At 59.4% G+C, this 18,075-nt stretch carries 16 protein-coding genes; 9 read left to right on the forward strand and 7 right to left on the reverse strand.

Annotated elements, in window-relative coordinates:
* Nucleotides 1-9 precede the first annotated feature (9 nt).
* Genes rodA through BN874_RS09115 form a run of 5 tightly spaced genes read right to left on the reverse strand, consistent with a single transcriptional unit; the run spans nucleotide 10 to nucleotide 5,495 of the window.
* A complete protein-coding gene (gene rodA / locus BN874_RS09095; protein WP_081756262.1) occupies nucleotides 10-1,113 on the reverse strand; it encodes a rod shape-determining protein RodA in 1,104 nt (367 codons plus the stop codon).
* Nucleotides 1,100-3,037, reverse strand: a complete 1,938-nt coding sequence (gene mrdA / locus BN874_RS09100; RefSeq protein ID WP_051497633.1) for a penicillin-binding protein 2 — start codon at nucleotides 3,035-3,037, stop codon at nucleotides 1,100-1,102. Before mrdA ends, rodA begins: the two co-directional genes overlap by 14 nt.
* A gap of 18 nt (nucleotides 3,038-3,055) precedes the next feature.
* Nucleotides 3,056-3,544 (reverse strand): rod shape-determining protein MreD, encoded by a 489-nt coding sequence (gene mreD, locus BN874_RS09105; protein WP_034432234.1) that lies wholly within the window; start codon nucleotides 3,542-3,544, stop codon nucleotides 3,056-3,058.
* Complete coding sequence (mreC, locus tag BN874_RS09110) at nucleotides 3,541-4,437, reverse strand: rod shape-determining protein MreC (RefSeq protein WP_230314379.1); 897 nt, start codon at nucleotides 4,435-4,437, stop codon at nucleotides 3,541-3,543. The genes mreD and mreC overlap by 4 nt, the downstream gene beginning before the upstream one ends.
* A gap of 8 nt (nucleotides 4,438-4,445) precedes the next feature.
* The gene (locus BN874_RS09115) at nucleotides 4,446-5,495 is read right to left on the reverse strand and encodes a rod shape-determining protein (protein WP_034432237.1); all 1,050 of its coding nucleotides are present in this window, start codon (nucleotides 5,493-5,495) and stop codon (nucleotides 4,446-4,448) included.
* Nucleotides 5,496-5,616: 121 nt separating this feature from the next.
* Between BN874_RS09115 and gatC the strand changes: the two genes are divergently transcribed.
* The 3 genes from gatC to gatB all read left to right on the forward strand — a co-directional run bounded on the left by gatC (nucleotide 5,617) and on the right by gatB (nucleotide 8,890).
* Entirely contained in the window at nucleotides 5,617-5,904 is a 288-nt protein-coding gene (gatC, locus tag BN874_RS09120; protein ID WP_034432240.1) for an Asp-tRNA(Asn)/Glu-tRNA(Gln) amidotransferase subunit GatC, read from the forward strand.
* Nucleotides 5,905-5,924: 20 nt separating this feature from the next.
* Entirely contained in the window at nucleotides 5,925-7,379 is a 1,455-nt protein-coding gene (gene gatA, locus BN874_RS09125; RefSeq protein WP_034432243.1) for an Asp-tRNA(Asn)/Glu-tRNA(Gln) amidotransferase subunit GatA, read from the forward strand.
* A 74-nt stretch (nucleotides 7,380-7,453) separates the two neighbouring features.
* A complete protein-coding gene (gene gatB / locus BN874_RS09130; RefSeq protein ID WP_034432246.1) occupies nucleotides 7,454-8,890 on the forward strand; it encodes an Asp-tRNA(Asn)/Glu-tRNA(Gln) amidotransferase subunit GatB in 1,437 nt (478 codons plus the stop codon).
* A gap of 53 nt (nucleotides 8,891-8,943) precedes the next feature.
* Here gatB and BN874_RS09135 read toward each other — a convergent pair whose 3' ends face one another.
* Nucleotides 8,944-9,384 (reverse strand): hypothetical protein, encoded by a 441-nt coding sequence (locus tag BN874_RS09135; RefSeq protein WP_051497634.1) that lies wholly within the window; start codon nucleotides 9,382-9,384, stop codon nucleotides 8,944-8,946.
* 43 nt (nucleotides 9,385-9,427) lie between these two features.
* Here BN874_RS09135 and BN874_RS09140 point away from each other — a divergent pair, with 43 nt between their 5' ends.
* From BN874_RS09140 to erpA, 5 genes are all read left to right on the forward strand, one after another.
* Nucleotides 9,428-10,189: a ComF family protein gene (locus BN874_RS09140; protein WP_051497635.1), complete on the forward strand. Its 762-nt coding sequence runs from the start codon at nucleotides 9,428-9,430 to the stop codon at nucleotides 10,187-10,189.
* 116 nt (nucleotides 10,190-10,305) lie between these two features.
* The gene (locus BN874_RS09145) at nucleotides 10,306-12,444 is read left to right on the forward strand and encodes a transglutaminase family protein (RefSeq protein WP_034432250.1); all 2,139 of its coding nucleotides are present in this window, start codon (nucleotides 10,306-10,308) and stop codon (nucleotides 12,442-12,444) included.
* A 110-nt stretch (nucleotides 12,445-12,554) separates the two neighbouring features.
* Complete coding sequence (locus BN874_RS09150; RefSeq protein ID WP_034432252.1) at nucleotides 12,555-14,186, forward strand: alpha-D-glucose phosphate-specific phosphoglucomutase; 1,632 nt, start codon at nucleotides 12,555-12,557, stop codon at nucleotides 14,184-14,186.
* 44 nt (nucleotides 14,187-14,230) lie between these two features.
* The gene (locus BN874_RS09155; protein WP_034432254.1) at nucleotides 14,231-15,136 is read left to right on the forward strand and encodes an ADP-ribosylglycohydrolase family protein; all 906 of its coding nucleotides are present in this window, start codon (nucleotides 14,231-14,233) and stop codon (nucleotides 15,134-15,136) included.
* Between the two features lie 56 nt (nucleotides 15,137-15,192).
* A complete protein-coding gene (gene erpA / locus BN874_RS09160; protein ID WP_051497636.1) occupies nucleotides 15,193-15,555 on the forward strand; it encodes an iron-sulfur cluster insertion protein ErpA in 363 nt (120 codons plus the stop codon).
* A gap of 34 nt (nucleotides 15,556-15,589) precedes the next feature.
* Here the strand turns inward: erpA and BN874_RS09165 are convergent, their stop codons facing one another.
* A complete protein-coding gene (locus BN874_RS09165; protein WP_034432256.1) occupies nucleotides 15,590-16,702 on the reverse strand; it encodes an anhydro-N-acetylmuramic acid kinase in 1,113 nt (370 codons plus the stop codon).
* A gap of 100 nt (nucleotides 16,703-16,802) precedes the next feature.
* Between BN874_RS09165 and tyrS the strand changes: the two genes are divergently transcribed.
* Nucleotides 16,803-18,005: a tyrosine--tRNA ligase gene (tyrS, locus tag BN874_RS09170; protein WP_034432258.1), complete on the forward strand. Its 1,203-nt coding sequence runs from the start codon at nucleotides 16,803-16,805 to the stop codon at nucleotides 18,003-18,005.
* Nucleotides 18,006-18,075 lie beyond the last annotated feature (70 nt).

Here is an 18,075-nt window from a genome sequence, read left to right on the forward strand (position 1 = left end):
CAAGGGCGATTATCGCGTCGAGGTCCGGCGGTGCGCATGGATGCTCATTAAAATACCGAAGCCCGCCATGATCGTCACCAGCGAAGTCCCACCATAACTGAACAGCGGCAGCGGCAGTCCCACCACCGGTAACAGGCCGGAAACCATTCCAGAGTTTACGAAAGCATAGAGGAAAAAAATTAAAGTGAGACTACCGGCCAGCAATCTTGTGTAGGTATCCGGGGCGCGGGTGGCCAAATACAGGCAGCGGGCGACGATAAAGAAGTACAGCACCAGCAACAGGCAACCACCCACCAGGCCAAATTCCTCCGAAAACGCGGCGAAGATGAAATCGGTTGATCCTTCTGGCAAAAAGTCGAGGTGCGACTGAGTGCCGTTCAGCCAGCCCTTGCCGTAGATGCCGCCCGAACCGATGGCGATCTTGGATTGGATGATGTGGTAACCGGCCCCCAACGGGTCCGTTTCCGGATCCAGAAAGGTCAACACGCGCTGGCGCTGGTAGTCATGCATGATGAAGGTCCAGAACAGCGGGATCGCCGCGCCCAAAACGCCAGCCAGCCCGATCATGACGATCCAGCTCAATCCGGCCAGGAACAGCACCGAGGCTCCAGCGCAGCCGACTACCAGCGCGGTGCCTAAGTCCGGCTGCCTGGCAATCAGGATGAACGGCACCACCGTAACCAGCACCCCGCCCAGCAGATGCCACCAGCGCGGCGGCAGCGGCTTATCACCGAAGAACCAGGCCATCGTCATCGGCACCGCGATCTTCATGATCTCCGAGGGCTGAAACCGCAGTACCCCCAAATCCAGCCAGCGTCGTGCGCCCTTGGAAATGTCACCGACCGCCATAACCGCCAGCAGCAGCAAAATCCCCACCAGGTAAATCCACGGTGACCAGAAGCGGAAATAATGCGGCGGCACCTGCGCCAGAATCAGCATGATCACGAAGCCCAGGCCCAGCCGCATGGCCTGACCGATCACCAGATTCAAATCACGTTGCCCGGCACTGTAGAGCACGATCAACCCCAATCCCGATACTGCTAACAAGGCGAGCAGCAAGGGTAGATCAAGATAAATCAGCTTGAGGAATTTACCGGTGTCATTCGGTTCCATGGGGCGGGACATCCTGGGCGGGTGGAATCCCGGTGGTGATGGAATCGTCGTATTTATCGAGCAGCCAGGCATCCATGACCTTGCGCGCCAGCGGCGCGGCAGTGGCGCTACCGCCGCCGCCATGCTCGGCGATCACCGCCACCGCGATGCGCGGCTCCTCGGTCGGGGCGAAGGCGATGAACAGCGCATGATCCAGCAAATGCTTGGCCAGGTTCTTGGCGCTGTAGCGTTGATTCTGGCCCAAAGTGAAGACCTGGGCGGTGCCGGTCTTGCCAGCAATCCGATATTGGGCGCCGATCCCGATGCGATGCGCGGTGCCACCCTCGACCACATGGATCATGCCGGCGATCACCGCATCCCAGTAGCGGGGATTCTTGAGCGTGACCGGTGGCAACGGTCGCGGCGCTTCCAGGGTCTTGGCCCGGGTGCCGGGATCTTCAGTGGCGTACAGGATGCGCGGGGCAAAATTTTTGCCCTGCTGGGAGATAACGGCGACCGCGTGGGCCAGTTGCAGCGGCGTCGCCAAAAAATAGCCCTGGCCGATACCGGCGCTGAGAGTGTCTCCGGCGAACCACGGTTGCTTATGCACCCTGTTTTTCCACTCTTGGGAGGGCAGCAGTGCTCCCTTCTCGCCGGGCAGATCGATGCCGATTGGACGTCCCATGCTGAACTGGTCCAGAAATTCATGAATACGGTCGATGCCCAAATTCAGCGCCAGATTGTAGAAGTACACATCGCAGGATTGAGCAATAGCCCGATCCATGTCCACACTACCGTGGCCGCTGTGCTTCCAGTCGCGAAATTTGCGGCTCACGCCGGGCAAGCGGTAAAACCCTGGACAGAAGACCCCGCTGTAGCGGTTGACTACGCCGTAATTCAGTCCGGCCAGCGCCATCAACGGCTTGATGGTAGAACCTGGGGGATAGACGCCGCGCAGGGCGCGATTGAGCAGTGGCCGATCCTTGGAGGTGTTGAGGGCACGGTAAGAAGCGAAGTCAATGCCGTTGACGAACAGGTTGGGGTCGTAGATCGGCTGGCTGGCCAATGCCAGAACTTCACCGTTACGCGGGTCGAGGGCGACAATCGCGCCGTTGTAGCCTTCCAGCAGTTTTTCCGCAACGGCCTGTAAGCGGATATCAATGCTGAGATAAATATGTTGTCCGGGGGTGGGCGGGGTGCGGCTCAGCACTCGTAACGGTCGGCCATCGGCGTTGGTCTCGACCTGCTGATAGCCGGTGCGGCCATGGAGTACCGCTTCGTAGGATTTCTCTGCTCCGGTCTTGCCGATGTGGGTGCTGCCACTGTACTGGCCCGGATCGAGCCTGCTTAGTTCACCCTCGTCAATGCGTCCGACATAGCCGATGGCGTGAACGGCACGCGGTCCCAGCGGGTAACGACGGGTCAGATCGGCTTTGATATCCACCCCCGGCAACCGGTAGAGATCAATCGCCAGCTTGGCGATCTCCTCGTCGGTCAACTGAAAGCGCAACGGTACGCCCGCGTAGGGTGGACTGCGCCGGGCCAGCTTGCGGAAGCGCTCAATATCGGCGTCGGTCAGCGCGATGCGCTCGCGCAGTTCCGCCAGAGTAGCGTCCAGATTCTTGACCTGCTCACGAGTCACTTCCAGATGGTAGGAGGCCAGATTATCGGCCAGCAGTACCCCATTGCGGTCGAAAATGAAGCCACGGGTAGGCGGCAGCGGCTGCAACCGGACCCGGTTGCTATCGGACAGCGTGGTGAAACGCTCGTGGTTGAGGACTTGCAGATAGACCAGCCGGCTGGCCACCGCCAGGAAGCTCAGGAAGACCGTGAACACCAACACCAGCGCCCGCCGGAAGAACAACTCGCTCTCGCTGGCGTTGTCCTTGGCCCGGGTCAGCAGTGGATCCAGAGGCGGTTGGGTGAACGGTTGCCAAGTTTTCATTGTCAGCCAGCCGGCACCTCAGTTCACCTGGAAATAGCGGCGGGTATCGCGCAGCACCACAAACAGCAGGGGCCACAGCACCATCCCGCCCACCGCTGGTGCCAGATACCAGCCATCACGCGGTGGGTAGCCGATGACCCCGCTGATCCAGAACACCAGCACCTGCTCGATGAGCAGAAAGATCAAAACGCTGAAGGCCTGCCGCCACGGCGAAAATACCCGGATGCGCCGATAGGTTTGCAAGGTGAGATAGGCTACGGTCACGAACGCCAGGGCGTGTTGCCCCAGTAACGCACCACGGCCGGCATCCACCAGGAGTCCAACCAGCCAGCCGACGCCCATCCCGATGCGGTGTGGTAGGGCCATGCACCAGTAGATCAGCACCATCGCCACCCAGTCCGGCCAGAACCAGCCCAGCCATCCCGGCACCGGGGTGCCCGCCAACAGAAACGCCAGCAGGAAGCTGAGAGCGATGACTTCCCCGCCGGTGGATTGAACACTTGTCATGGCGGCGGCGTTGTAGCGGTGCCAGCCACCGCCGGTGGTGTGGCTATTGGCTCATTCTCCAACAGCATCACTTCGCGAATCCGATCCAGTTGCGCGACCGGTCGGGCGATGATACGGGCGAATGGACTCCCCGGATCGAACTCGACTTTGCTGATGGTGCCCACGGGATAGCCGGGTGGAAATCGTCCGCCCAGCCCGGAAGTCACCAGCAGATCGCCGATTTTCACATCCTCATTGTTGGGAATATGTGGCAGTTCCAGTTCCTGAAAATTGCCGGTACCCCGCGCCAGAGTCCGAGCGCCGGTGCGGTTGATCTGAATCGGCAGGGCGTGGTTAGGATCGGTGATCAGAATCGCCGTCGCGGTAAACGGATCGGCGCGGATGATCTGGCCGATAATGCCGTGCTGGTCGATCACCGGTTGGCCGACAGTGATGCCGTGCTGGCGCCCGCGATTGAGCAGAATGTGATGCCGGTACGGATCGAAATCCACCGCCAGCAACTCGGCAATCAGCACCCGCTCCGGGGCGTTGACCGCCGATTCGAGCAACGAGCGCAGCCGGCGATTTTCCGCCTCAAGGGTGGTGAGTTTCTGCAACTGGGCATTGAAAAATACCTGGCTTTCGCGCAGGCGGGCGTTCTCTTCCAGCAGGGTGGTGCGGCCCGCCAAATTCTCGTTTGCCCAGTTTCGGGCATCGGTTGGCAGCCGTGTCAGATAATGCAACGGGTAGATCACAGTGGACAGGACATCATGCACGCCGCCCAGTGTGTGATAGCGATGGTCCACGGTCATCACGACCATGGACAGCGCGACCCACAGTCCAAGCTGGAGGGTGGCCGTCGGGTTGACGATGAACAAGTGGCGGACCCGTTTGCTGGGTTTGAGAGCTGCCACCGCTGGGCTTATTCAATCGCGAAGGCGTCAATGGCGCGTTCGTCCTTGGCGATCAGCTCCAAAACTCGCCCGCCGCCACGCGCCACGCAGGTCAGCGGGTCTTCGGCGACAATCACATTCAGGCCGGTTTCCTCGGTCAGCAGCTTGTCAATGTCGCGCATCAGCGCACCGCCGCCGGTGAGTACAATTCCGCGCTCCGCTACATCGCCGGCCAGTTCCGGCGGGGTCGCCTCCAGGGCCATCTTGACCGCACTGACGATGCCCGAAAGCGGCTCCTGCAAGGCTTCGAGGATTTCGTTGCTGTTGAGAGTAAAGCTGCGCGGGACGCCCTCGGCCAGGTTGCGGCCCTTGATTTCGATTTCATGCACCTCGTTGGTAGGATAGGCGCTGCCGATCTCGTGTTTGATCCGCTCGGCGGTGGGTTCGCCGATCAGCACCCCGAAATTGCGCCGCACATAGTTGATGATCGCTTCGTCAAAGCGGTCGCCGCCGATCCGCACCGCGCCAGCATAGACGATACCATTCAGCGAGATCACCGCCACTTCCGAGGTGCCGCCACCGATGTCCAATACCATCGAGCCTCGTGCTTCCTCGACCGGGATACCCGCGCCAATCGCTGCCGCCATCGGTTCGGGAATCAGGTAGACCACCCGGGCACCGGCGCCCATGGCCGACTCGCGGATCGCCCGCCGTTCCACCTGAGTCGAGCCGCAGGGCACGCTGATCAGCACTCGCGGGCTGGGATTGAAGAATTTTCGAGCGTGAACCTTGCGGATGAAATGCTGGAGCATCTTCTCGGTGACGGTGAAATCCGCAATCACCCCGTCCTTCAATGGTCGGATGGTCGAGAGGTTATTGGGAGTACGGCCCAGCATTCGCTTGGCGTCGGTGCCGACCGCCGCGATGGTGCGAATGCCGCGAACCGGATCCTGGTTGATAGCAACCACCGAGGGTTCATTGAGGACGATGCCACCGCCCCGAACGTAAATCAGCGTGTTAGCCGTTCCCAGATCAATAGAAAGATCGTTGGAGAACTTCCCGCGCAACCATTTGAACATGTTGTTGAAAACACCCGGTTGTCAAAAGCGGCCAATCCTAACAAGCAGGGCGGTTGGGAGCAAGCTGGCAAATATGCTAGGGTTAGCGGACTTGATTCATGCAGCCAGGAGAATTTGCCCAATGTCACTGGGACTCGCCGAAGTCGCTAAAATCGCCCATCTGGCGCGATTATCCATTCGTGAGGAGGATGCGCCAATTTATGCCCGCAATCTATCGGCTATTCTTGAACTGGTGGCGCAGATGAACGCTGTGGACACTACGGGCGTTGCGCCAATGGCTCATCCGCTGGATACCGCGCAGCGATCACGCGCCGATGAAGTGACCGAATCCAATCAGCGCGAGCGGTTTCAGGCGATTGCCCCGCGCATCGAAGCCGGCTTGTATCTGGTTCCCAAAGTCATCGAATAAGTATTTCTGCGACTAAAGCCATGCATGAGAAAACGATTGCCCAACTGAGCGCCGGCCTCGCCGTCGGCCACTTCAGCAGCGAAGAATTGACCTGCGCGTTCCTAGATCGGATCGCCCGGTTCAATTCCTCATTGAACGCTTTTATCACTATCACCGCCGAATCCGCGCTGACGCAGGCCCGCGCTGCGGATGAGCGCCGTCGCCGGGGCGAAGCCGGACCGCTGACGGGCGTTCCTATCGCCCACAAGGATATTTTCTGCACCGATGGCGTGCGCACCTCCTGCGGCTCGCGGATGCTGGATCGCTTCATCGCACCTTACAACGCCACTGTGGTCGAGAAGCTCAACGCCGCTGGCACGGTGATGCTGGGCAAGACCAACATGGATGAATTCGCCATGGGGTCGTCCAACGAAACCAGCTTTTACGGCCCGGTGCGCAATCCCTGGGATTTGGAAGCCGTGCCCGGTGGCTCTTCCGGCGGTTCCGCCGCCGCAGTGGCCGCCCGGTTGACGCCTGGCGCTACCGGCACCGACACCGGTGGTTCGATTCGTCAGCCCGCCGCACTGTGCGGCATTACCGGGATTAAGCCCACTTATGGCCGGGTCTCCCGCTGGGGCATGATTGCCTATGCCTCCAGCCTGGATCAGGGCGGACCCATGGCGCGCACCGCTGAGGATTGCGCGCTGCTGTTGGGGGCGATGGCCGGCTTCGATCCGCGTGATTCCACCAGCGTGGATCGTCCCGTCCCCGATTACATTGCTCACCTTGACCAGCCGCTGGACGGGCTGAAAGTCGGTCTGCCCAAGGAATACTTCGGCGAAGGACTGGACCGCGCAGTCGCTCAAGCGGTCGAGGCGGCCATTGCCGAATATCGGCAACTCGGCGCAGAGATGGTCGAGATCAGTCTGCCGAACAGTCACTTGGCGATTCCAGCCTACTATGTGGTCGCGCCGGCTGAATGCTCGTCCAATCTGGCCCGCTTTGACGGGGTGCGCTATGGCCACCGCTGCGAGGATCCCAAAGACCTGCTGGACCTTTACACTCGTTCACGCGGCGAAGGCTTCGGAGCCGAAGTCAAACGTCGGATTCTGGTCGGCACGTTCGCGCTGTCGGCAGGCTATTACGACGCCTATTATCTGAAGGCGCAGCAGATCCGGCGCCTGATCAGCGAGGATTTCCGGCGGGCGTTCGCGCAGGTGGATGTGATCATGGGGCCGACTTCGCCCACCGTAGCCTTCAACCTCGGCGAGAAAGCGGACGATCCGATTACTATGTATCTGTCGGATATTTACACCATTGCGGTCAATCTGGCCGGGTTGCCGAGCCTCTCATTGCCGGTGGGTTTCGTCGGTCAGCGCCCGGTCGGGTTGCAGCTCATCGGTGATTACTTTGCCGAGGATCGGTTGCTGAACATCGCCCATCGCTACCAGCAAGTCAGCGATTGGCACCAGCGCACACCGGCTGCGTTCGCTTAATCGCTCCTCGCCCTTCGCCAGAGGGGCCGGGGTCAGGGCGCTTTGCTTTCAAAAATTCAGGGTAGGGCGAAAGAATGGAATGGGAAACGGTCATCGGGCTGGAAATCCACGCCCAGCTTGCCACCAAGAGCAAAATCTTCTCCGGCGCCGCGATTGCCTATGGCGCTGAACCTAATACTCAAGCCTGCGCGATTGATCTCGGGATGCCGGGAGTATTGCCGGTGCTGAATCGGGAAGCGGCACGAATGGCGGTGATGTTGGGACTTTCTATTGGCGCTGAGATTGCCCGCCGCTCGGTATTCGCCCGTAAGAATTACTTCTATCCCGATTTGCCGAAAGGCTACCAGATCAGCCAGTACGAATTACCGATTGTCCAGAAAGGCCAATTGACCATTGATCTGGAGGATGGAACCCGCAAGGTGATCGGTGTGACCCGCGCCCATCTGGAAGAAGACGCCGGTAAATCATTGCACGAAGACTTTCACGGTCAGTCCGGGATTGATCTGAACCGCGCCGGTACGCCATTGCTGGAAATCGTCTCGGAGCCGGAGATGCGCTCGGCGAAAGAAGCGGTGGCGTATATGAAAAAACTGCATCAAATGGTGGTCTATCTCGGGATTTGTGACGGCAACATGCAGGAAGGCTCATTCCGCTGCGACGCCAATGTTTCGGTGCGGCGTAAAGGCGATCCTCAGTTCGGCACCCGCGCTGAAATCAAGAATCTTAACTCGTTCCGCTTTGTCGAACGGGCGATTGAATTCGAGATTGAACGGCAGATTGATCGGATCGAGTCCGGCGGAAAAGTGGTGCAGGAGACCCGGCTGTACGACCCGGACAAGGGCGAGACCCGTTCCATGCGCAGCAAGGAAGAAGCCAATGATTATCGCTACTTCCCTGATCCCGATTTATTGCCGCTGGTGCTGGATGAAGACTTCATCAATGCTGCCCGCGCCGATTTGCCGGAACTGCCGGATATTAAGAAACAGCGGTTCATGACGCAATATGGATTGTCGGCTTACGATGCCGGCGTACTCACCGCTAGCCGCGAACTGGGTGATTACTACGAAGCGGTGGTTGCGGCGCTGGGCGGTGAGCCTAAATTGTGCGCTAACTGGGTCACGGGTGATTTTGCGGCATTCCTGAATAAGGACAACCGCGATATTGCTGACAGCCCAGTGAGTACCGCACAACTGGCCGGTTTGTTGCGACGGATTCAGGACCGGACCATCTCCGGCAAAATTGCCAAGGATGTATTTGAGGCGCTGTGGGCGGGCGAAGGCGATGCCGACGCGATTATCGAAAAACACGGTCTCCGTCAAATTACCGATACGTCCGCCATTGAGAAAGTGATTGATGAGGTGATCGCGGCCAATCCGGATCAGCTCGCTCAATACCGCGCCGGCAAGGACAAGCTGTTCGCCTTCTTCGTCGGCCAAGTGATGAAAGTATCCAAGGGCAAGGCCAACCCACAGCAGGTGAATGATTTATTGATGGAGAAGTTGAAAGACTGATGGGGAAACAGCGCGGACTGAAATTCGCGCTGTTTTTTCAATAGTGCGCCCGCTCACGCTCCCTGCGGTAACCCTGAACCCGGCACTGGATGCCCCGCGTCGTCCAGCGGAATGTCCACCCACACCTCTCGATGAATGCGGCGCAAATCGAGAATGGACCAGGGAATCAGGATCAGCGCCGCCACGATCCAGGCGGTCAGATGCCAAACCCAGCCGCCGCCGGGAATGAAAGTGGCAACCGCAACAAAGAAACCGGTGACCCCATAAAACCGATAAGCGGCCTGCTGAGTGTAATGACCCACTCTGGGATCGGGATGATGCCGGTTCAGAGCGTACACCAGCATCGAGGCGCCGAACCAAAAAATCAGCAGGGGAAACGGCACCAGAATCGCGATCAAATTGCCATAATTCATCAGTGTCGCTGCCCGCCTGGCGGAGGAACCCCGCGCGATTTTGCCAATAACGGTATTTTCGCTTTGTTCCAGGAGATGCATGATTGAAATCCTCAAAATTGAGAACAGGCATGAGAGACGCCCAATGCGACCCTGCTCGAAACAGCCGGCTCATTATCCATCAGCAGCGCCCAGCGTAGCCACCACATGGTGGAACCCGCTCCAACGAGGGCTATTACCGTCCACTTGCCTGTTGTGCGGGGCCGATGGCACGGGGGAACGCGATCTGTGCGCCGGTTGCGCCGCCGATTTGCCACGCAATAGCGCAGCCTGTCCGCGTTGCGCTGCACCATTGCCAGTCAGCGTAACCGGACTCTGCGACAGTTGCCATGCCTCGCCGCCAAACTTTGACCGTGCCTTCGTGCCCTTCCGCTATCAGCCCCCACTGGATGCGCTGATCAAGCATTTGAAGTTCGGCGGACGCTTGGCCCATGCCCGGCTGCTGGGTGATCTGTTTGCCGCCGCACTGGCCGAACGGGCTGGCTCCCTGCCGGATTGCATTGTTCCGGTGCCACTGCATCCGCAGCGCTTGCGCGAGCGCGGCTTCAATCAGGCGTTGGAATTAGCGCGCACCACCGCCCGCCGGTTCCAGATTCCGCTGCGGGCCACGGGTTTACGGCGGGTGCGTTATACCCTACCGCAGACCCAGTTGGATGCCCGCCGCCGCCAGACCAACCCGCTAGGCGCGTTCGCGTTGGGTGATCCCCTAGCTGGATCGCGGGTTGCACTGATGGACGATGTGATCACCACCGCCAGTACGATTACCGAATGCGCCCGGGTGCTGCGAACTGGCGGGGCGACTGAAATCGAACTCTGGGCCATCGGTCGCGCCGTGGTTCATCCTTGAGCGTACATCTTGGTTGCCCCGCTCCAGCACGCCGTTTTCGCGGGGATGCTTACCTCGCGGGTGGCGAAATCCCGTACAATGCCGCCCCAGTTTGCCCCTCAGGCTATACTGGCACTATGAAAACCCATCCCCTCGCTTTCGAGCAGGCTATCCGCTCCCACGACGATCTTCTCAAACGCCACGAACTGGCGATTTGGGTCGGCGCGGAACCGACTTTCACCGACCGCCGCGCTGAAACGCCGGAATGGCTGAACAACGCGCTCGGTCCCAGCAAGGAAAGCCGCGCCCGCCGGATGCTGGCCGAAGCGGCGAATCTGACGCCCGGCGGTGCGGTGTTGCGGACGCTGGGCCGACAATACCCCAAGGAAGAACTGCCGCGCTGGAGCTTAGGTCTGTACCGGCGGCGCGACGGCCAGCCAATCTGGTCCGGCCCGGTGGATCCGCTGCTGGAACCAGCGCCTCTTTCCATGCCGGAGGGCGCGCTGGAGGATTTGTGGGAACAATTGGCCCAGCATCTCGGGGTGCGTGGCTGGACCGCGCTGCTGTTTACGGTCGAGTGCTACCCAAATCTGCGTATTGTGTTTCGCCATGACGCGCTGCCGGTGCTGGCCGACCCGGTGCGGGATCCGCGATTGGCTCGCCCAAGCCCACACGGCCAGCCGATTTCTCCGGGCGGATTGCATGACGAATTGGCCGAACAGGGAATTTTCCTGCTGGGTATCGGCTGGCCCGGCCCAGAACAGGGTTTGGGCGAAGTCGCCGCGCCCTGCGTGGAATTGCCGGCTTGCGGTGAGGTTGAGTTGTTCCTGGAATTGCTGGCGGCAGTGGGCGAGGCGGCGAATGCGGCTAAATTCACCGGTCTGATCCTGACCGGTTTTCCGCCACCGGTAGACGCTACCGTCGCTTGGACCACCCTGACCCCGGATCCTGCCGTAGTGGAAGTCAACATGGCTCCCGCCTCGGATGTAACCGGCTTCCTGCGCGAAACCCGCCTCAGTTTCGCCGCCGCCGCCAACGCCGGATTATCACCCTACCGGTTGAACTACAACGGCCAGATCACCGATTCAGGTGGGGGCGGCCAACTCACTCTAGGCGGTCTTGAACCGAACAGCAGCCCCTTTTTGACCGAGCCGCGCCTGCTGCCGGCGCTGATTGGCTATTTCAACCGCCACCCCGCGCTCTCGTTCTATTTCGCCGGTGATTGCGTTGGCAATTCCAGCCAGGCGCCCCGCCCCGACGAACGCACCGCTGAAATTGTCGAGGAACTGGCGCTGGCGTTGGCCCTGCTCGACCGCCAGCGTAATCCGACTCCGGAACAAATCTGGCAAAGCCTGTCGCCGTTCCTGGCCGACGCGGGCGGCAATACTCACCGCAGCGAAATCAACATTGAAAAACTGTGGAATCCCTATCTGCCCGGGCGCGGTCAGGCAGGACTGGTGGAATTCCGTGCCTTCCGCATGCCGCCGACTCCAGAACGACTGGCGGCTTTGGCAGCGCTGCTACGCGCCATTGCGGCCTTGCTGACCAAGAAACCGCAACCTCCCAAACTGAGTTACTGGGGTCGGGAACTGCACGACCGCTTCGCCTTGCCCTATTATCTGCGGGCTGACCTGTGGGAAGTGCTGGATGAATTGGCCCGCACCGGTCTGGGCTTGGGGCAACCGATCATCGCTGAACTGCTGGACGAGAGCCACTATCAGGTAGGTGAAGCGAAATTCGGTGACTGCCGACTTACCGTCCGGCGGGGTTTGGAATTCTGGCCGCTGCTCGGCGATGCTCTGGCGCAGGAACACGGTCATTCGCGGCTGGTGGATGCCAGTACCGCACGGATCGAGATCAGTGTGGGTGCCGATGTCGGAGCCAAATCGGCACTGGCAGATTGGCGGCTAACGGTGAATGGTTACGCGCTGCCGCTGCGCCGGGAGGATGAGATCGATGGGGAAACCTGGCTCTATGGGGTGCGCTACCGCCGCTTCAAACCCTGGGCCGGCCTGCATCCCAGTCTGGAGGCCCAAGGTCCCATTGAGTTAGTGTTGAGCCATCCCGACCAGCCGGGAGCCATGCGGGTTACGCTGTATGAGTGGAAACCGCAAGGCGGTGGTTACGACGGCCTGCCCGTTGATCAAGCCGAAGCGGCTGTCCGTCGAACCGAGCGCTTCGTGGTGGAACGTTTGGACGCTGCACCGGGCGTACCGCCACTGGAACCGCCGTGCGGTGCGCTGACGCCTTATTGTTTCGATCTGCGCTGGATCTAAAAGCCACAACCTGCCCCCCGTGCCGGCGTCCGGTCTACCACGGGGTTTATCCTGATAGCAGCAACTGAATAATAGTAATCATATTTTACACACCAAGGAGAGTCCTGCTCATGAGCGTCGAAACCATCGCCAGCCAACCCTTCCAGGATCAAAAACCCGGTACTTCCGGGTTGCGCAAGAAGGTCAAAGTATTCGAGAAGCCCCATTATCTGGAGAACTTCGTCCAGTGCATTTTTGACACCCAGCCCGATTACAATCAGGCGCCGCTGGTGGTCGGAGGCGATGGTCGTTACTACAACCGCCCAGCGATCCAGATCATCCTGCGCATCGCCGCAGCCAACGGCTGTATGCATGTGGTGCTGGGCCAAGGCGGTATCCTCTCGACCCCGGCGGCCTCTCACCTGATCCGCAAGCACAACGCCCGGGGCGGCATCATCCTGTCGGCCAGCCATAATCCCGGTGGACCCGATGAGGATTTCGGCATCAAGTTCAATACCCCGAACGGCGGGCCGGCACCGGAGAAAGTGACCGAGGCCATCTATACCGCCAGCCAGCATATTCATCGCTACCACATTCTGGATACGCCCGACATTGACCTCGACCAACCGGGTGTTGCACTGGTTGGCGACATGCGGGTGGAGATTGTGAACCCGGTCAGTGATTACGCCGATTTGATGGAGCAGTTGTTTGATTTTGACCAGATTCGCACGCTGTTCCAATCGGGATTTCGGATGCGCTTTGACGCCATGCATGCGGTGACCGGCCCCTATGCGCATGAGATTCTGGAACATCGGCTGGGCGCGCCGGCGGGAACGGTGGTGAATGGCGTACCGCTGGAAGATTTCGGCCATGGTCATCCCGATCCGAATCTGGTGTATGCCAAGGAACTGGCCGATTACCTGTTCGGGCCGGATGCGCCTGATTTTGGCGCTGCCTCGGACGGTGATGGCGACCGCAACATGGTGCTTGGTCGGCACTTTTTCGTCACTCCCAGCGACAGTCTGGCGGTGATCCTGGCCAACGCCGCGCTGGCGCCCGGTTACCGCACCCGTGTGACCGGCGTAGCCCGTTCGATGCCAACCAGTCAGGCGGCGGACCGGGTGGCTGCCAAGTTGGGACTGCACTGTTACGAAACCCCGACCGGCTGGAAATTCTTCGGTAATCTGCTGGACGCTAACAAGATCACGCTGTGCGGTGAGGAAAGTTTCGGCACCGGTTCGGATCATGTACGCGAGAAGGACGGACTTTGGGCGGTGCTGTTCTGGCTGAATATTCTGGCCGCCCGTCGGCAGTCAGTAGCAGAGATCGTGCGCGAACACTGGCGTATCTATGGGCGCAATTACTACACCCGCCACGATTATGAGGCGGTTAACAGCGATGCCGCCAATGGTTTGGTGAACGCGCTGCGCGCCGCGAGTGCAACTTTGCCAGGACAGCGACTCGGTTCGTACACGGTGGATTACGCCGATGATTTCCGCTATCTCGATCCGATTGACGACAGCGTGAGCGATAAGCAGGGCATCCGCATCGGATTTAAGGATGGGTCGCGGATCGTCTACCGGCTGTCTGGTACCGGCACTGAGGGCGCGACGCTGCGGGTTTATATCGAAGCCTACGAACCCGACCCAGCCAGGCATGAACAGGATACTCAGCAAGCGCTGGCCGATTTGATCCAGATCGCCGGCAGTCTGGCCGGCATCCGCGAACGCACCGGGCGCGATGCGCCGACGGTGATCACCTGATTCCCACTGTTCCTTTTCTTCTCCCCCACTGGACGAGTGCAAGGATGACCCTGCAATCCCGCGCTTTGGGCTGCCTTCTGGGACTGGCGGCGGGTGATGCGGTGGGTACCACCTTGGAGTTTAGCCGCCGTGACAGTTATCCGCCGCTGACCGACATGATTGGCGGCGGGCCGTTTCACCTGCAAGCGGGTCAGTGGACCGACGACACTTCGATGGCGCTGGCGCTCGGCGAATCGCTCTGCGACTGCGGCGAGCTGAATTTGCAGGATCTGATGGATCGCTTTGTTGCTTGGTACCGGCAGGGACGCTATTCCTGCGTCGGAACCTGCTTCGACATTGGCATGACGACGCAACTGGCGTTGCAACGCTTTATGGAGACCGGCAATCCCGAAGCGGGCAACCGCTCGCCAAGTACAGCGGGCAACGGCTCACTGATGCGGCTGGCCCCAATACCCATCTTTTACCACCCTGACTTGGCAGCGGGCGTCGGGGTGGCCCGTCGACAGAGCGTTGCCACTCACGGCGCGGCGGAGGCGATAGATGCCTGTGCCGCTTATGCGGAACTGCTGATTTTGGCGATCAACGGCAAGTCCAGGGATGAAGTGTTAACCCACATGATTTCTGACTTGGTGCCAGGAGTGGCAGCGGTGATCGGTGGCTCCTGGCGCGACAAATCACGCGATCAGATCAGTTCATCGGGTTATGTGGTGCATAGCCTGGAAGCCGCACTCTGGTGCGTAGCGGGGGCATCAGGATTCAAGGAGGCTGTGTTGCTGGCCGCCAATCTCGGCAATGATGCCGATACCGTAGCGGCGATTACCGGACAACTGGCAGGCGCACTGTGGGGCATGGAAGGCATTCCCGCCGACTGGCTGGCGAAACTGGCGTGGCGGGAACATATCGAGCGGCTGGGATTGCGCTTGCTGAGGCACGAACGAACTATATCTTGACCTGCAAAGTCAACAATTGCAGAATCGTTCAACATTTTCGCGAGAGGACAGGACTCATGGGCGCTACGATTGAAACCTTCACTCCGGTCGAGGATCCGCTGCTGTTCACGGATGCTGCCGCGTTCAAGGTCAAGGGCCTGATTGAAGAGGAACACAACCCGAACCTGATGCTACGGGTGTTTGTCTCTGGCGGGGGGTGTTCCGGTTTCCAGTACGGCTTCACTTTCGACGAAAATTTGAGCGATGGTGACACTGTGGTAGAAAAGCAGGGGGTCAAGCTGTTGATTGACCCCATGAGCTTTCAGTACCTGGTCGGCGCTGAGATTGATTACAGCGAGGGACTGGAAGGCGCTCAATTCGTTATTCGCAATCCCAACGCGACCACCACCTGCGGTTGCGGTTCATCGTTCTCTTCCTAATGCCGGTTGGTGAGCGGGAACGATCACTTCCCGCTCAGGCCGGATAAATTCCCCCTAGAATCCGCAAGCCTCTTGCTCCCGTGACCTCGGGCAGATTACCGGGTACGCCATCCAGGGTGCGTTTGGCCAGCCAGGCAAAGCCCATCGCTTCCAGAAAATCCGGATCAATCCCGTGAACCGCCGTAGATTCTACTGGTATCCCCGCCAGTCGTGCCCGCAGGCGATCCATCAAGGCGCGGTTATGAACGCCGCCGCCGCAAATCAACATCCGCTGAGTCATGGCTGCATAGTGGCGAATCGCGTTGGCAATCGATACAGCGGTCAATTCCAGCAGGGTTGCCTGCACATCGCGGGGATGAGCGTCCGGCAGCGCCGCCAGCTTGGCATTCAGCCAGTCGGGATTGAAGTATTCGCGGCCAGTGCTTTTCGGTGGAGGCAATCGAAAATAGGGATCATCCAGTCCAGCAGCAAGCAGCTCCGGCAGTGGGCAACCGCTGACCGCCCAAGCGCCATTTTCATCCAGCGGCATTCCCAGATGTTGCCGGGACCAAGCATCCAGCAGGATATTGCCGGGGCCGGTATCAAAGCCGCTGACCGGAATGTCCGGGTCAGCCGATAGCCGGGTGATATTGGCGATGCCGCCGATGTTCAGCACGATCCGTTCTTCGGCATGGGTGCGGAAAAACGCCGCATGAAACGCAGGCGCCAGCGGCGCGCCCTGCCCGCCCGCTGCCATGTCCCGTCGGCGGAAATCGGCCACCGTAGTGATGCCGGTCAATTCGGCGATTAAGCTGGGGTTGCCGATTTGCACGGTGTAAGGCTCGGGACCATCGGGAACATGGCGGATAGTTTGTCCATGACTGCCAATCGCTTGAATCTGGCTGGGTTTCAAGCCTGCCTGCGCCAGCAATTCCCCAGCCGCTCGGGCGAACAGCCGCGCCACATCGGCGTCCAGCCGCATCATGCGATCTATTTCGTTTGATCCCGGCTGAGCGACAGCCAGCAATTCTTCCCGTAAACTGATCGGCACTGGAAGGCTATGTCGCAGAGTGAGATCGGGAATGGGAGCATCGGTAAATCGCACCAGTGCCGCATCAACCGCGTCCATGCTGGTACCGGACATTAAACCAATCAAGTATTTTGCCATTTTTTAGATACTGTGCTTATGGTTGAAAGTAAATCAAACTGTATCATATCGGAACAAAAAGAGTTAATCAGCTATTTTCTTCGTTTTTCAAGGAATGACGATGTGTCCGCTTGAACAATCGCTGGAATTGATCCGCCGTGGCGCGGTAGATCTACTGTTAGAGAATGAACTGGTCGAGCGCATCAAATTGGGGCGACCGCTCCGGGTCAAGGCCGGCTTTGACCCCACCGCGCCTGATTTGCATCTCGGTCACACGGTGCTGATTAACAAGCTCCGTCAATTTCAGGAACTCGGTCATCACGTCATGTTCCTGATCGGCGATTTCACCGGAATGATTGGCGATCCGACTGGCAAAAATGTCACCCGCAAGCCGCTGACCCGCGAACAGATTCTAGTCAACGCCAAGACCTACCAGGAACAGGTGTTCAAGATTCTCGATCCTGATCGAACCGAGGTGATGTTCAATTCAACCTGGTTTGATCAAATGACACCTGCCGATTTTATCCATCTGGCGGCCAAGCACACGGTAGCCCGGATGTTGGAGCGAGATGATTTTGGCAAGCGCTACGCCAGTGGTCAGCCGATTGCCATTCACGAATTCCTCTATCCGCTGGTGCAGGGCTACGATTCGGTGGCGATGCGGGCGGACGTGGAGTTGGGCGGCACCGATCAAAAATTCAACCTGCTGGTTGGGCGCGAGTTGCAGAAGCATTACGGTCAACCGCCACAGATCGTCCTCACTATGCCGATTCTGGAAGGACTGGATGGGGTGCAGAAGATGTCGAAGTCGTTGGACAATTATGTGGGCATCCGCGACGAACCGAACGAGATGTTTGGTAAATTGATGTCTATTTCCGACAATCTAATGTGGCGCTACTTTGATCTGCTCAGTTTCCGTCCGATTCATGAGATCGCTGAATGGCGACGGCAGATTGCTGGTGAGGGGTTAAATCCGCGCGATGTCAAGTTCAAGCTGGCCGAGGAACTGGTGACTCGGTTTCATGGTGTCGGGGCCGGACAGCAGGCGTTGACCGCCTTCATCGAGCGGTTCCAAAAAGGAGTCCTACCCGATGATCTCGCTGAGGTCCAGGTTCAATCCTGCGAAGGCCGATTGCCGATTGCCAGGCTGCTCAAGGATGCTGGACTGGTGGTCAGTACTTCGGAGGCGCTGCGGCTGATCCAGCAGGGTGCCGTGCGGATCGACGGTGAGCGGATTGAGAACTGTAGCCTTGAAGTAGTGGCCGGGAGTAACCATATTTATCAAGTGGGCAAGCGGCGAGTAGCTCGGGTCTTGGTGCGCTGAAGAAAGCCTGATAAAAAGAGTGTGGTGATGGCTTGACGTACATATTTTTTTGTTTATAATTCACGTTTCC

This window comes from Candidatus Contendobacter odensis Run_B_J11, assembly GCF_000531125.1.
Taxonomy (GTDB): Bacteria; Pseudomonadota; Gammaproteobacteria; order Competibacterales; family Competibacteraceae; genus Contendibacter; species Contendibacter odensensis.